The sequence below is a fragment of the Streptomyces sp. NPDC030183 genome, assembly GCF_055573455.1.
In genome coordinates this window covers 135,603-150,220 of the sequence record NZ_JBVIBK010000013.1, presented here as the reverse complement: position 1 = coordinate 150,220, position 14,618 = coordinate 135,603, and the positions used below count along the sequence as shown (strand labels likewise).

14 protein-coding genes are annotated in these 14,618 nt (G+C 73.5%); 11 read left to right on the top strand and 3 right to left on the bottom strand.

Going from position 1 to position 14,618, the window contains the following annotated elements:
• The first annotated feature begins 25 nt into the window (after positions 1 to 25).
• The 3 genes from ACZ4Z2_RS17750 to ACZ4Z2_RS17740 are packed head-to-tail and all read left to right on the top strand — an operon-like array spanning position 26 to position 3,176.
• Complete coding sequence (locus ACZ4Z2_RS17750; RefSeq protein WP_468076948.1) at positions 26 to 1,420, top strand: aldehyde dehydrogenase family protein; 1,395 nt, start codon at positions 26 to 28, stop codon at positions 1,418 to 1,420.
• Positions 1,417 to 2,205, top strand: coding sequence for a 3-oxoacyl-ACP reductase (locus ACZ4Z2_RS17745; protein WP_468076947.1), 789 nt, complete (start codon positions 1,417 to 1,419; stop codon positions 2,203 to 2,205). The genes ACZ4Z2_RS17750 and ACZ4Z2_RS17745 overlap by 4 nt, the downstream gene beginning before the upstream one ends.
• Positions 2,206 to 2,264: 59 nt before the next feature.
• A complete protein-coding gene (locus ACZ4Z2_RS17740) occupies positions 2,265 to 3,176 on the top strand; it encodes a DUF2510 domain-containing protein (RefSeq protein WP_468076945.1) in 912 nt (303 codons plus the stop codon).
• A 32-nt stretch (positions 3,177 to 3,208) separates the two neighbouring features.
• Here the strand turns inward: ACZ4Z2_RS17740 and ACZ4Z2_RS17735 are convergent, their stop codons facing one another.
• A complete protein-coding gene (locus ACZ4Z2_RS17735; protein WP_468076943.1) occupies positions 3,209 to 4,411 on the bottom strand; it encodes an amino acid deaminase/aldolase in 1,203 nt (400 codons plus the stop codon).
• 1,763 nt (positions 4,412 to 6,174) lie between these two features.
• On the opposite strand from ACZ4Z2_RS17735, the gene ACZ4Z2_RS17730 reads away from it, so the two are divergent.
• Both ACZ4Z2_RS17730 and mycP read left to right on the top strand, forming a co-directional pair.
• Positions 6,175 to 6,999, top strand: a complete 825-nt coding sequence (locus ACZ4Z2_RS17730; RefSeq protein ID WP_468076942.1) for a hypothetical protein — start codon at positions 6,175 to 6,177, stop codon at positions 6,997 to 6,999.
• Positions 6,996 to 8,324 carry a type VII secretion-associated serine protease mycosin gene (gene mycP / locus ACZ4Z2_RS17725; protein WP_468076940.1) on the top strand — a complete coding sequence of 443 codons (1,329 nt, stop codon included), beginning with the start codon at positions 6,996 to 6,998 and terminating at the stop codon, positions 8,322 to 8,324. The genes ACZ4Z2_RS17730 and mycP overlap by 4 nt, the downstream gene beginning before the upstream one ends.
• Here the strand turns inward: mycP and ACZ4Z2_RS17720 are convergent.
• On the bottom strand, positions 8,317 to 9,084 hold the full coding sequence (locus ACZ4Z2_RS17720) for a serine hydrolase (RefSeq protein ID WP_468076938.1): 768 nt from the start codon (positions 9,082 to 9,084) through the stop codon (positions 8,317 to 8,319). The two genes, mycP and ACZ4Z2_RS17720, sit on opposite strands and share 8 nt — an antisense overlap.
• A 116-nt stretch (positions 9,085 to 9,200) precedes the next feature.
• Between ACZ4Z2_RS17720 and ACZ4Z2_RS17715 the strand changes: the two genes are divergently transcribed.
• Entirely contained in the window at positions 9,201 to 9,944 is a 744-nt protein-coding gene (locus tag ACZ4Z2_RS17715) for an SseB family protein (RefSeq protein ID WP_468076936.1), read from the top strand.
• On the opposite strand, the gene ACZ4Z2_RS17710 is transcribed toward ACZ4Z2_RS17715, so the two are convergent.
• Positions 9,935 to 10,300, bottom strand: coding sequence for a DUF1844 domain-containing protein (locus ACZ4Z2_RS17710; protein WP_055521885.1), 366 nt, complete (start codon positions 10,298 to 10,300; stop codon positions 9,935 to 9,937). The two genes, ACZ4Z2_RS17715 and ACZ4Z2_RS17710, sit on opposite strands and share 10 nt — an antisense overlap.
• Positions 10,301 to 10,628: 328 nt before the next feature.
• Between ACZ4Z2_RS17710 and infC the strand changes: the two genes are divergently transcribed.
• The 5 genes from infC (at position 10,629) to ACZ4Z2_RS17685 (ending at position 14,566) form a co-directional block, all read left to right on the top strand.
• Positions 10,629 to 11,345: a translation initiation factor IF-3 gene (infC, locus tag ACZ4Z2_RS17705; RefSeq protein ID WP_468076934.1), complete on the top strand. Its 717-nt coding sequence runs from the start codon at positions 10,629 to 10,631 to the stop codon at positions 11,343 to 11,345.
• Between the two features lie 132 nt (positions 11,346 to 11,477).
• On the top strand, positions 11,478 to 11,672 hold the full coding sequence (gene rpmI, locus ACZ4Z2_RS17700) for a 50S ribosomal protein L35 (protein ID WP_004933563.1): 195 nt from the start codon (positions 11,478 to 11,480) through the stop codon (positions 11,670 to 11,672).
• Between the two features lie 113 nt (positions 11,673 to 11,785).
• Positions 11,786 to 12,169 (top strand): 50S ribosomal protein L20, encoded by a 384-nt coding sequence (rplT, locus tag ACZ4Z2_RS17695; protein WP_184896197.1) that lies wholly within the window; start codon positions 11,786 to 11,788, stop codon positions 12,167 to 12,169.
• Positions 12,170 to 12,509: 340 nt separating this feature from the next.
• Entirely contained in the window at positions 12,510 to 13,373 is an 864-nt protein-coding gene (locus ACZ4Z2_RS17690; protein ID WP_468076932.1) for a TrmH family RNA methyltransferase, read from the top strand.
• Between the two features lie 53 nt (positions 13,374 to 13,426).
• A complete protein-coding gene (locus ACZ4Z2_RS17685; protein ID WP_468076930.1) occupies positions 13,427 to 14,566 on the top strand; it encodes a sensor histidine kinase in 1,140 nt (379 codons plus the stop codon).
• Positions 14,567 to 14,618 lie beyond the last annotated feature (52 nt).

The window sequence follows — 14,618 nt, the reverse complement described above, 5'->3', positions numbered from 1 at the left end:
CCACGCCCCGCGGAAAGGCCCTCACGTGTCCGGACAGCCCCCGCAGTACGAGCAGCAGCTCCAGGTTCTGAACCCCGCCACCGAAGAGGTCGTCGCCACCGTCCCCGCCGCCACCCCGGCGGACGTCGACGCGGCCGTCTCCCTGGCGACCAGGGCCCAGCGGGCCTGGGCCGCGCTGGCCCCCGCCGACCGCGCCCGGCTGCTGCGCCGGTTCGCCGTCACCGTGGACGAGCACCTGGAGGAGCTGGCCCTCCTGGAGGTCCGCGAGGCCGGGCACACCCTCGGCAACGCCCGCTGGGAGGCCGGCAACGTCCGGGACCTGCTCGACTACGCGGCCGGCGGCGTCGAACGGCTCACCGGCCGTCAGATCCCGGTCCCCGGCGGCCTCGACGTCACCATCCTCGAACCCCTCGGCGTGGTCGGCGTGATCGCCCCCTGGAACTTCCCGATGCCCATCGCGGCATGGGGCCTCGCCCCCGCGCTCGCCGCCGGCAACGCGGTACTCCTCAAGCCCGCCGAGACCACCCCGCTCACCGCCCTGCGCCTCGCGGAGCTGGCGCGCGAGGCGGGACTTCCCGAGGGCCTCTTCCAGGTGCTGCCCGGACACGGCGCCGTCACGGGCAACGCCCTCGTCGAGCACCCCGGCGTCGCGAAGATCGTCTTCACCGGCTCCACGACCGTCGGCAAACAGGTACTGGCCAAGGGCTCGGCGCTCCTCAAGCGCGTCACCCTCGAACTCGGCGGCAAGAGCCCCAACATCGTCTTCGCCGACTCCGACCTCGAAGCCGCGGCGGCCGCCGCCCCCATGTCGTTCCTCGACAACTCCGGCCAGGACTGCTGCGCCCGCACCCGCATCCTCGTCCAACGCTCCGTCCACGACCGCTTCCTCGACCTCCTCGCCCCCGGCATCGAGTCGGTCCGCGTCGGCGACCCGGCCGACGAGACCACCCAGATGGGCCCGCTGATCTCCGCCGTCCAACTCGACCGCGTCCGCTCCTACGTCGACCCGGACGCCCCCGGCATCCGCGGCAAGGCGCCCGAGGGCCCCGGCTTCTGGTTCCCGCCGACCGTCCTCACCGGTGTCGAACCGCACGCGCGCGTGGCCGCCGAGGAGGTCTTCGGCCCGGTCGCCGTCGTCCTCCCCTTCGACGACGAGGCCGACGCGATCCGCCTCGCCAACGACACCCCGTACGGCCTGTCCGGCTCCATCTGGACCCGGGACGTCGGCCGCGCCCTGCGCGTCTCCCAGGCCGTCCGCGCGGGCAACCTGTCCGTCAACTCCCACTCCAGCGTCCGCTACTGGACGCCCTTCGGCGGCTTCAAGCAGTCCGGCATCGGCCGCGAGCTCGGCCCGGACGCCCTGACCGCCTTCACCGAAACCAAGAACGTCTTCATCAGCACGGAGGGCCCCGCACAGTGACCCAGCCCCAGGACACCATCTGCCGCCGACTCGTCGGCCGCACCGCCGTCATCACCGGCGCCGGCAGCGGCATCGGCCTCGCCACCGCCCGCCGCCTCGCCTCCGAGGGCGCCCACGTCGTCTGCGGCGACGTCGACGAGGCGCGCGGCAAGGCCGCCGCCGAGGAGGTCGGCGGGATCTTCGTGAAGGTCGACGTCACCGACGCCGAGCAGGTGGAGGCGCTGTTCAAGACCGCGTACGACACCTACGGCAGCGTCGACATCGCGTTCAACAACGCGGGGATCTCCCCGCCCGACGACGACTCCATCCTGGAGACCGGCCTGGAGGCGTGGAAGCGGGTCCAGGAGGTCAACCTGACGTCCGTGTACCTGTGCTGCAAGGCGGCCATCCCCTACATGCGGCGCCAGGGCAGGGGCTCCATCATCAACACGGCCTCCTTCGTGGCCCGGATGGGCGCGGCGACCTCCCAGATCTCCTACACGGCCTCCAAGGGCGGTGTGCTGGCGATGTCCCGCGAGCTGGGCGTGCAGTTCGCCCGGGAGGGCATCCGCGTCAACGCCCTGTGCCCCGGCCCGGTCAACACCCCGCTGCTGCAGGAGCTGTTCGCCAAGGACCCGGAGCGGGCCGCGCGCCGTCTCGTGCACATCCCGCTCGGCAGGTTCGCGGAGGCCGAGGAGATCGCCGCCGCGGTGGCCTTCCTCGCAAGCGACGACTCGTCCTTCGTGAACGCCACCGACTTCCTGGTCGACGGTGGCATCTCGGGCGCCTACGTCACCCCGTTGTAGGCCCTCAGGAACCCCGCGCCGGGAACACCCATCGCGCCCGGTGTGATTAAAGTGCCGGGATGAGCAGTTCGCCGCCGCCCGGCTGGTACCGCGACCCGTCCTACCCGCTCACCGAACGCTGGTGGGACGGGTCCGCGTGGACCGACCACCGGCGCCAGCCGGAGCAGCCCGTCCCGCCGCCGGTCCGGCCCGGGCCGCCCAAGGGCCCCGGGCGCACCAAGGCGGTCGCGCTGGCCGTGACGGGGGCCGTGCTGGTGGCCGGCGCGGTCACCGGCGGCATCCTCGTCCTGGGCGACGACGGCGACGGGGGCCAGGAGACACGAACGGCCCCCACCGCCCCGTCGTCGGGCGGCGCGGAGAGCCCGTCCCCGACCGCCGCCTCGCCGTCCCCCTCCGGGGCCGGCGCTACCGCGTCCGTCGTCGTGGACGACCTCAACGGCATCACCTTCCCCGTCCTCGACGGCTGGACCGACGGCGCGGACGCCGACGAGGACGCCGTCCTCGTCACCGACGGCACCTACGACTGCCCCGGCGACGACGGCCTCTGCCGCAGCGGCTGGGTCTACTCGCGCACCGTCACCCAGAGCGACGAGACGTCCCCCAAGGTCCTCGCCGAGAACGACATCGAGGACGCCGCGAACGACGCGTACGACCGCGACGACCTGGACCGGCGCCCGTACGACGGCATCACCGGCCACGAGGTCGTCGCCTCCGGCTCGGTCGCCGTCGCGGGGCGCGCCGGGTACTTCGTGCGCTGGCGGGTCACCACCGACGCCGGACCCGGCGGATACGTCCAGTCCCTCGTCTTCCCGTCCAGCGTCGGCTCCGAGGCGCCGGTCCTCGTCCGGATCGCCGTGGACGCGGGCGACGACGGCCCGCCGGTCGGCGACATCGACCGGATCGTCCGGGGCATCCGGGCGGTCGGCGACGAGAAGAGCGGCGGGGGAGTGGGCAGCAGCCTGGGCCCGTGATGACATCGCGGGCCCGGGCGCACCACCGGGTCCTACAGGAAGGTGTGGCCCTCGCCCCGGTACGTCGGGACCGTCGCCGTCACCTCGTCGCCCTCCACCAGGTGCAGCACCTCGAACCGCTCGCACAGCTCCCCGGCCTTGGCGTGCCGGAACCACACCTTGTCGCCGAGCAGCAGATCGTCCGCGGGGGCGCCGAGCAGCGGGGTCTGCACCTCGCCCGGCCCCTCCTGCGGGTCGTACTTCAGCCCCTCCGGCAGATACGGCACCGGCAGCCGGTCCGGCCCCGCGGCACCGGAGGCCGGGTACCCGCCGCCGAGCACGGTGACGACGCCGACCCCGGGGCGCCGGACGACGGGCATGGCGAACAGCGCGGCCGGACGCCCGCTGAACGACGTGTAGTTGTCGAAGAGCCGGGGCACGTACAGCCCGGACCCCGCGCCGATCTCGGTGACCGCGTCCTCCGCCGCCGTGTGCTGCACGCTGCCCGTGCCGCCGCCGTTGACGAACTCCAGGTCCGGTGCCACCCGCCGTACGGCACGGACGACCTCGGCCCGGCGGGCGGCCAGCTCCTTCTTCGCGGTGGCCTGCATCAGCCGTATCGCACGCGAACGGAAGGGCCGCCCGGCGACCGAGTCGCCCACACCGGCGATATGACCTTCGTACGCCATGATCCCGACCAGCTTGAACCCCGGCCGCTCGGCCACGGCCCGCGCCACCTCGGCGACCTGCTCGGGGGAGTGCAGCGGCGAACGCCGCGCCCCTATCCGCACCCGTCCGCCCAGGAGCTTCAGGGAGGTGTCCAACTCCAGGCAGACCCGCACGACTTCGGTGCCGCCGCGCCGCGAGTTCTCGATCAACTGAAGGTGGGCGGGGTCGTCGACCATCACCGTGACGGCGGCGGCGAGCTTGGGGTCGCCCGCCAGTTCCGCGAAGGCGTCCTGGTCGGCGGAGGGATAGGCGAGCAGGATGTCGTCGAACCCGGAACGGGCCAGCCACAGGGACTCGGCGAGGGTGAACGACATGATGCCCTGGAAGCCCTCACGGGCCAGGACCCTCTCCAGCAGCGCCCGGCAGCGAACGGACTTGCTCGCGACGCGGATCGGCTTGCCGCCGGCCCTGCGGACGAGGTCGTCGGCGTTCGCGTCGAAGGCGTCGAGGTCGACGATCGCCAGAGGTGCGTCGAGATGAGCGGTGGCCCGGTCGTAGCGGGCCCGGTCGGCGGCGCGCGCAGTCATGAACGAAGCCTGCCAGACATGATTACCGCAGGGTAGGGGGACGTTCCGGGCTAAAGCCCCGGTGCCGCCGACTGGTTCCCGCTCGACCCCGGGCAACCCGTAGAGTGACGCGAACGCAGGGGACGACCTCGACGGGGATGCCGATCCGCTGCCACGGGTATGGCTTGCGTGTGGTGTGACCACGGGTGCGGTCGGCCCGTGGTGCGGCGCATGCCCAGGGAGCGGTCCCGTCGCATGCGTGCCGGTCGCCCCCCACGGGTGACCGGGACCCGGACGGTTCCGGGTCGGCCCGGGCACGAGGAAACGGGGGGTGCATGAGTACGGAAGCGCGTCGCGCCTCCATCCCCCCACGCCCACCGAAGCGCCCCTCGACACCGCCGTCCGTCCCCGCGCCGCCGCACACCCCACCCCAGAGCACAGTGCCCCCCACCGACACGCCGCCGTCCAGCCGCGACTCCGCCCCCACCGCCGACATCCCGCGAGGCGGACGCCCGATTGGCGAGGGCGCCTCCGGCACACGCCCACCCACCGGTGGCGCGCCGGGCGCACGCTCTTTCTTCGAAAGCCGTCCCGGCGCACGCCCCACGCGCGACAGCGACTCCGACGCACCTGCGAACGGGGGACGCCCGCCCGTCCAGAACGCCCCTGTACCTCCGCCCCCGCGCGGGAGCGCGTCAGGGACGAGGCCCTCGCGCGGTTCCTCCGCGGCCCCGCCGCCGCGGCCGGAATGGGCGCCGTCGACCGGGGAGGCGCCGGCCGTGCCCCGGCGCCCGCAGCGACCGCCCATGACGGGGGTCCCGGCACGGCCCACCGCTCCGCCCCGCCCGTCCTCGGCGCCCTCCGCGGCACAGGGCGCGCCCCGGGACGACCAGCGGGGGAACACGGGCGGCGGACACCGGCCCCCGCACGGCTCCGACTCCGCGAAGACGACCCGGGAGCACCGGAGTTCAGGAGAACGGGGCGGCGCGACGCCCTCACGTACGCAGGGCTCCGGCCCCCTGCCCGGCCGGCAGCCCTCGCCGGGCTCCGCGCCGGACGGCGGCCCCGCGCGGCGCCGTGCCGAACACCCGCGCTTCTCGGACTTCCGCAGGACCGCCGCGACGAGCGGAGCGACCCCACCGCCCCCCGCGGCCTCGGCCCGCTTCCCCGACATCCCGCCCGCCTCCGCCCCCCGCCCGGCCGGGCACATGGCGAAACCCACGACCCCGACGCCCCGCCCCTCGGACGCGGCGCCACCCCGCCCCACGGGACAGCACCCGGGCGGCACACCGCCCCGCCGCCCGGGCAACTCCGTCGGCACGTCGTCCGCTCACCCCGCGGGCGGCTCCCCGTCCGGGCCCACGGGACAGCACCCCGGCGGCTTCCCGCCCGGCCCCACGGGACAGCAGCCCGGTGGCTCTCCGTCCCGGCCCGCCGGCCCGCCGTCGGCCGGTACGTCTCCCCGCCGCGCCGCACAGGCTTCCGGCGGTGCCGCGTCCCCTCTCTCCGGGCAGTCCTCCGGTGGTGTTCCGCCGCGGCCCGACGGGGCGCCGTCCGCCCATACGGTGCGCGGGAGCGTGTCCACGGGGCCCGGTGACTCCCTGTCCCGCGCGGGGGAGGACTTCCGCGGGCCTTCGTCGGAGCAAGGCAGGGGCGAGGCCGCCCAGCGGTCTAGGACAGCGGATTCCGGCCGTCCGGGGGCGTGGCAACCGCCGGCTGCCTCCTCCCGGCGGTCCGCCGACGCCATCGACGAGGCGCTGAGCGGCACCTCCGGGCGCCCGTTCGTGACCTTCGCCGAGCCCGACACCTCGTCGTGGACCTCGTCCGAGCCGGACGACGTACGGCGCAGGCCGCGCCCCACCGGCGCCCGCGCCGCGGCCGTGGCCGTGTGCGTGGTGCTCGGCGTCGGACTGATCGGCGGCGCCGCGGCGGGCAGTTGGCTCACCGGCGACACCGGCCCGGACGGCGCCCGCGTCGGCTTCGCCGCGGCCGGCGCCCTCTGGCACGGCGTACCCGTCGACGAACTGTTCCCGCCGACCGTGCGGGGCGAGGGCGCCGGCCCCGGAGGCACCGACCGCACCTGGACGCGGGTCGCCGTCGCCCCCGACAGCGGCTGCGCCGACGCCTTCGACCCGCTGCTGCGCGAGGCCCTCGCCCCCGTCGGCTGCCTGCGGCTGCTGCGCGCCACCTACACCGACGCGACCCGCAGCAACGTCACCACCGTCGGCCTGATGTTCACCAAGGCCGACGCCACCGGCATGGCCACCCTCAAGGCCCGCTTCGCGCGGGACGGCCTCGACCGGCGCACCGACCTGATGCCGCGCCCGTACGCGGCCGAGGACACCGTCGCCGCCGGCTTCGGCGACGGCCAGCGGGCCTCCTGGACCATCTCCGTCCTCACCGACGTCCCCGTCGTCGTCTACGCGGTCTCCGGCTTCGCCGACGGCCGCACCGTCACCGAACCGCAGCCCGCCGACGACGCGATGCGGTCCGACGCCACCACCGCCCCCGCCCAGGCCGGCCTCGGCCACGAGGCGCAGGGCCTCGCCGACCGCATCGAACGCGGCCTCCGCAGAACGGCCGCGTCCGCCACGGAGCAGCCTTCATGACCGCCGAGCAGACCGGGCGCACCGTCGAGGACGGCGGCGTCGCCGCCACCGGAGCCATCGACGACCCGGCGCCGGCCGCGACCGTCGCCACGCCGGAGGACCCCGCGCCCGCCCAGCCCGTCGCGTCCGTACCCGTACCGGCCGGGCCCCGCCGCCCCTGGCGCACCGCCCTCCTGGCCGTGCCCCTCGCCTTCTCCCTGGCCCTCCTGCCCTCCACCGCCGCCCACGCCGACGGCATCCGGGACCAGCAGTGGGCGCTCGACGCGATGCACACCGAGGAGGCGTGGCGTACGACCAAGGGAGAGGGCATCACCGTCGCCGTACTCGACACGGGCGTCGACGACGAACACCCCGACCTCGTCGGGAACGTCCTCCCGACCAGGGACCTGGTCGGCTTCGGGGCGTCGCGGGGCGACCGCTCCTGGGCCCGGCACGGTACCGCCATGGCCGGCATCATCGCCGGTCACGGCCACGGCGTGAACAACGGCGACGGCGTCCTCGGCATCGCCCCCGAGGCGCGGATCCTGCCCGTCCGCGTCATCCTCGAAGACGGTGACTCCGCGCGCACCAAGGCCCGCAGCACCCGCGGCAACGCCCTCGCCGAAGGCATCCGCTGGGCCGCCGACCAGGGCGCCGACGTCATCAACCTCTCCCTCGGCGACGACTCGGAGTCCGCCCACCCCGAGCCCTCCGAGGACGCCGCCGTCCAGTACGCCCTGAAGAAGGGCTCCGTGATCGTCGCCTCCGCCGGCAACGGCGGCAAGAAGGGCGACCACGTCTCCTACCCGGCCGCCTACCCGGGCGTGATCGCCGTGACCGCCGTCGACGAGGACGGCAACCGCGCCCCGTTCTCCACCCGCCGCTGGTACGCCACCGTCAGCGCGCCCGGCGTCGACGTCGTCATCGCCGACCCCGACCGCAAGTACTACGAGGGCTGGGGCACCAGCGCCGCCGCCGCCTTCGTCTCCGGCGCCGCCGCCCTCGTCAAGGCGGCCCACCCCGGCCTGACACCGGCCCAGGTGAAACGGCTCCTGGAGGACACCGCCCGCGACGCCCCCGTCGGCGGCCGCGACGACTCCCGGGGCTTCGGCTTCGTGGACCCGGCCGCCGCCATCAGGGAGGGCGGGAGGCTCAAGCCCGACGACCTCACGTCCGCGGCGTACGGCCGCGAGTACTTCGGCCCCGGCCCCGACCCGGTGAAGGAGGAGGACACCGCCTCCGGCTGGGCGGCACCGGCCGCCGGCGGCCTCGGTGTCGTCCTGCTCGCCATCGCGGTCGTCATCTGGCGCGGCGACCGACGGCGGCCGGACGAGTTCCTCATCTGACGAACACCGACACCCCCGCCCTGGCCGCCGCCTCGACCAGCGCGATGCCCTTCTCCTTCGTCGTGTTGCCGTGCGACACCACCGCGACCAGGCGGTCCCGCCCCTCCACCGTGACCCGGCCGACGCTGTTGATCACCCACAGCCCCGTGGCCGTACGCGGCAGCCACCCGTTCTTCAGCGCGAACCCCGAGCCCGAGGAGCCGGCGGAGCCGTCCCGTACGGCAGCCGACACCCCCCAGTCCTGGCCCGCCGCGACCCGCCCCATCAGCCGGCGCGCATACGCCCGAGAGGCCGCGCTCAGCTGCGACTCGTCGTCGTCCCCGAACACCTGCCGCAGCAGGACGAGCTGGTCGGCGGCCGTGGTGCGGGTCAAGCCCCAGTACGGGTCCTCGCCGCCCACCGTGTCCGTCAGACCGAACCGCTCGTTCGCCGCGTCCAGCCCCGCCGCCCGGCCGATGCTCCGCCACAGCGCCGTCGCGGCCGTGTTGTCGCTGTCGCGGATCATCGTGGCGGCGTACGCATCCTCCTGGGCGGTGAGTCCACGGCCCGCGTCCTGCGCCTGGAGCAGCAGCGCGGCCAGAATGTCCACCTTCACGATGCTCGCGGTCTCGAACCGCCCGGCCCCGTACACCGCGCTCCGCCCGAACTCCGCAGCGAGTACGGCCACCGAGAACGCCGCCCCGTCCTCGACCGGCACGTCCGCCAGGGCCTGCGCGAGCAGTGCGTCGTGGTCCGCCTCCGGCGCCACCACAGATTCCACCGGGCCTCCGATCCAGACGACGACGCCGTCGACGATACGGCCGTACCCCCGAGGCGACCGCCGCGCTTCCGGCCCGGCGAACGCCCGGGAGACGTGCACCGATAGGGTCGACGACCGTGGCGAACAAGAACATTCCCGACCCCGGCTACTCCGACGACGACGGCTCGGCCGACCCCCGGCTGAGCGCCGCGCTCGCCGCCTGGGCCGAGGACCGGACCGCGGTGGGCCCCGTCCTCGAAGCACTCAAGGGCGCCCGGCTGCTCGTCCCCGTCGTCGCCGTGCTCGGTGAGGTCGAGGAGGACGAGAACGGGCTGCGCCGCGAGAAGACCAGCGACATGGCCGTGCCCACCCTGAAGGCCGGCAGCCGCACCGCCCTGCCCGCCTTCACCTCCACCGACTCCCTCGCCCGCTGGGACCCCGCCGCCCGCCCCGTCGCCGTACCGACGCACCAGGCCCTCCAGGCCGCGGCGCACGAGAAGGCCGACACGCTCGTCCTGGACCTCGCGGGACCCGTGCCGTTCGAGCTGACGGGGCCCGCACTGCTCGCGCTCGCCGAGGGACGGACGACGGCGGATCCGCTCGCCGACCCCGCGGTGGTCGACGCGGTGCGCGCCGCCGTGGCCGCCGAGCCCGCCGTGCTCCGCGCCCACCTCGGGCCGGGACAGGCCGACGGCACCCTCGCCCTGGTCCTCGACCCCGCCGCCGTCCCCGCCGACGCCGCCCGAGCGGTCGCCTCGCGGCTCGCCGCCGACGAAACACTCAGGGCCCGCCTGGTGCGCGGCCTCGACCTGGCACTCCTGCCGGCCGGAACCACGCCTCCGGGCGAGCCCCTGTACGTGAAGGGTCGGGTTCAGCCGTAGATCGGGCCGGTGTACTTCTCGCCCGGGCCCTGGCCCGGGTCGTCCGGGACGACCGATGCCTCGCGGAACGCCAGCTGCAGCGACTTCAGACCGTCGCGCAGCGGCGCCGCGTGGAAGGAGCTGATCTCCGTCGTGGACGCGTCGAGCAGACCGGCGAGGGCGTGCACCAGCTTCCGGGCCTCGTCCAGGTCCTTGTACTTGTCGCCCTCCTCGGTCAGGCCCAGCTTCACCGCGGCGGCGCTCATCAGATTGACGGCGACCGTCACGATCACCTCGACCGCGGGGACCTCGGCGATGTCACGGGTCATCGAGTCGAAGTCGGGGGACTCGGGGGACTCAGGAGGGGTGTCACTCATGCCCCACACGATAGGCCCCGGCGCGCACGCTCCCACCTGCGGGAGTCCGCTGCGCCCCGATTGGCACCCCAGGTTTGAACCCGCTATGGTTATGTCTACGACCGGCTGGACACTTGTGTGCCCGGCCCGCAAGTGGAGGCTCCGAACTCCCACCTGACCATCCTCCGGGACGGCAGGTCACCGGTCAGGCGGCCCCCACCGTTCCGTACGGACGGTGGAGTCGTCCGAATCGCGCCCCGCGGCCACCGCGGCGGTGCTCCGGCAGTCATTGGAGCCCCGCCTGTGTACCGTCCGGGGCATTTTTCATGGGTCCCGATGGTTGGTTCTTATGTCAACCAGACATGACGCGGCGGTCCGCCAGACCGTCGTGGGGTGCTACCGAGGAGGATCCATCAGCGCCGAGCCCCGCATCAACGACCGGATTCGCGTTCCCGAGGTGCGACTTGTCGGTCCCAGCGGCGAGCAGGTCGGGATTGTCCCGCTTGCCAAGGCCCTGGAGCTTGCGCAGGAGTACGACCTCGACCTGGTCGAGGTGGCCGCGAACGCGCGTCCGCCGGTCTGCAAGCTCATGGACTACGGGAAGTTCAAGTACGAGTCGGCCATGAAGGCCCGTGAGGCGCGCAAGAACCAGGCGCACACGGTCATCAAGGAGATGAAGCTCCGGCCGAAGATCGACCCGCACGACTATGACACCAAGAAGGGTCACGTCGTCCGGTTCCTCAAGCAGGGCGACAAGGTCAAGATCACGATCATGTTCCGTGGTCGCGAGCAGTCCCGGCCCGAGCTGGGCTACCGACTGCTGCAGCGTCTCGCGGAGGACGTCCAGGACCTCGGGTTCGTCGAGTCGAACCCGAAGCAGGACGGCCGCAACATGATCATGGTTCTCGGTCCGCACAAGAAGAAGACCGAGGCGATGGCCGAGGCCCGTCAGGCTCAGGAAGCGCGGAAGGCGGAAGCGAAGGCCAACCCCGGCAAGTCGCAGAACGCCGCCGACGCCGAGCCCGTCGAGGTCGAGGCGCCTGCCGAGGAGCCCGCCGAGGCGTAAGTCCCCGGGACGAGAGTCCGGGGGAAAGCCCTGGACGCGAGTCCGGGGTGTCAACCGATAGAAATGACGTTCCGTCGTGCCCGGTTTAACGACCGGGCACCGGAGCGCCACTGACGAGGAGAGAACGGCGCTATGCCGAAGAACAAGTCGCACAGCGGTGCCAGCAAGCGCTTCAAGGTCACCGGCTCCGGCAAGGTGCTCCGTGAGCGCGCCGGCAAGCGCCACCTGCTCGAGCACAAGTCGTCCCGCGTGACGCGTCGCCTCACCGGCAACGCCGAGATGGCCCCGGGCGACGCCGCGAAGATCAAGAAGCTTCTCGGCAAGTGACGAAGCGGCGCTGATCGTCCGTCGATCACCCAGCGCCGTACGTCAGGACCGGGACCCCATCGAATTCCGGGCCGTGTGAGGACAACCACGGCCCCGCTACAAGGAGTTAAAAAGTGGCACGCGTCAAGCGGGCAGTCAACGCCCACAAGAAGCGCCGGGCGATCCTCGAGCAGGCCTCCGGCTACCGCGGTCAGCGTTCGCGCCTTTACCGCAAGGCCAAGGAGCAGGTCACCCACTCGCTGGTCTACAACTACAACGACCGCAAGAAGCGCAAGGGCGACTTCCGTCAGCTGTGGATCCAGCGCATCAACGCTGCGGCCCGCCAGAACGGCATGACGTACAACCGCCTCATCCAGGGTCTGAAGGCCGCGAACATCGAGGTCGACCGCAAGATCCTCGCCGAGCTGGCCGTCAACGACGCCACCGCGTTCGCCGCGCTGGTCGAGGTCGCGCAGAAGGCGCTGCCGGCGGACGTCAACGCGCCGAAGGCCGCGTGACGCTGCGCTGGCCTTGAGCCGGATGTCGATGTGAACCCCGGACCCGTGGGCCTTTCGAGGCTTGCGGGTCCGGGTGTTTGTTGCGCCTGCCAGTTCGGGGGTGCGCGGTTCGTCGGCGGCTGCGGGTTCGTTGTGGTTTCTCGCGCAGTTCCCCGCGCCCCTGGGGGGACGGGCCTGCGGCCCGCCCTCCCCAGGAAAAGCACGGGGCGTAGCCCCGGTCGCTTTTCAGGGGCGCGGGGAACTGCGCGAGACCACGAACCATCCGCAGCCGCCGACGAACCCGTACCCCCGAGTTCAAAGGCGCCCCCTCCACCACCCCCGCCCCACCCGAAGGTGATCCATGTCCGCCGCCCCCGAGTTGATCTCCCCCCGTTCCGCCCGGGTCGCCGCCGCTCGGCGGCTCGCCAGGCGGAACTTCCGGGGCAAGGACCGCCTGTTCCTCGCCGAGGGCCCCCAGGCGGTGCGGGAGGCGGCGGCGCACCGCGCGCCGGCCGACGGCACGCCCACCCTCGTCGAACTGTTCGCCACGGTCGACGCCGCGGAGCGCTACGCCGACATCGTGGGCGAGGCCCGCGCCGCGGGCGCCCGCGTGCACCTCGCCGACGAGACCGTCATCGCCGACATCTCCACCACGGTCACCCCGCAGGGCCTCGTCGGGATCTGCCGCTTCCTCGACACGCCCTTCGAGGAGGTCCTCGCCGCCCGCCCCCAGCTCGTCGCCGTTCTCGCCCACGTCCGTGACCCCGGCAACGCCGGCACCGTCCTGCGGTGCGCGGACGCCGCCGGCGCCGAGGCGGTCGTCCTCACCGACGCGTCCGTCGACCTCTACAACCCCAAGGCCGTCCGCGCCTCCGTCGGCTCGCTGTTCCACCTGCCCGTCGCCGTCGGCGTGCCCGTCGAGCAGGCCGTCGCGGGGCTCAAGGACGCCGGCGTACGCGTCCTCGCCGCGGACGGCGCCGGGCAGGACGACCTCGACGACGAACTGGACAAGGGCACCATGGGCGGGCCCACCGCCTGGGTCTTCGGCAACGAGGCGTGGGGCCTCCCGGAGGAGACCCGGGCGCTCGCCGACGCCGTCGTACGCGTCCCCATCCACGGAAAGGCGGAGAGCCTGAACCTCGCGACCGCCGCCGCCGTATGTCTCTACGCGTCCGCCCGTGCACAGCGCGCCTTCGGAGGGTGCCGCACCGTCACTCCCAGCTAGTAGGGTGACGGGCTCGGGGGCCCACTGCACAACGGAAGAGGTGGGGTACGGGGATGAGGGTCGGCACGAGCAGCACACTGGGGGGACGCGACGTGCGCGCCACACCCACGACGCCGCACGCCGAGACGGTCGCCGGACTCGGCATCGACCCCGACGACCTCCCCGACGGACTCGTCGTCGCCGACGAACAGGGCCGGGTGATCTGCTTCAACGCCGCCGCCGCCCGGATCACGGCCGTCCCCGCGGCCGACGCCCTCGGACTGCCCCTGGAACGGGCACTGCCGCTGGAGGACCTCGAAGGCCGCCGCTGGTGGCAGCTCACCGACCCGTACGGGGGCCTCGCCATCCGCGTCGGCCAGCCCGAGCGGAACCTGCTGCTGCCCGGCGCCCGCGAAGTCCTCGTATCCGCCCGCTACATCCGCACCGAACCCACCGGGCCCGTCCGCCGTGTCGTCGTCTCCCTCCGCGACACCGAGGCCCGGCGCCGCACCGAGCGCAGCCACGCCGAGCTGATCGCCACGGTCGCCCACGAACTGCGCTCGCCGCTCACCTCGGTCAAGGGGTTCACCGCGACGCTCCTCGCCAAGTGGGAGCGCTTCACCGACGACCAGAAGAAGCTGATGCTGGAGACCGTCGACGCCGACGCCAACCGGGTCACCCGGCTGATCGCCGAGCTGCTCGACATCTCCCGCATCGACTCCGGGCGGCTCGAGGTGCGCAGGCAGCCCGTCGACATAGGCGCGGCCGTCGGCAGGCACATCCAGGCGTACGTCGCCGCGGGGCAGCCCGCCGACCGGTTCCTGCTCCGGATCGAGCAGCCGCTGCCCGACCTGTGGGCCGACCCCGACAAGATCGACCAGGTGCTCAGCAACCTGCTCGAAAATGCCGTGCGGCACGGCGAGGGAACCGTCACGATTGACGTCACGCCCACGGCGTCCCCCCGCGAGGGCGAGGACACCGGTACGTCGGTCACGGTGAGCGACGAGGGCACCGGTATCCCGGAGGAGTCCATGAACCGCGTCTTCACCCGCTTCTGGCGGGGCAGCAAGCGCGGTGGCACCGGCCTCGGGCTCTACATCGTCAAGGGCATCGTCGAAGCCCACGGCGGCACCATCACCGTCGGACGCGCCCCGAGCGGCGGCGCCGAGTTCCGATTTACGTTGCCCGTGGGGGCCCCGGCCTATCTGGCCTAGCCGCCCCGCGGGCGCGTTCGCACACCTCAACCCCGTTAGACTCGGCCTTTGG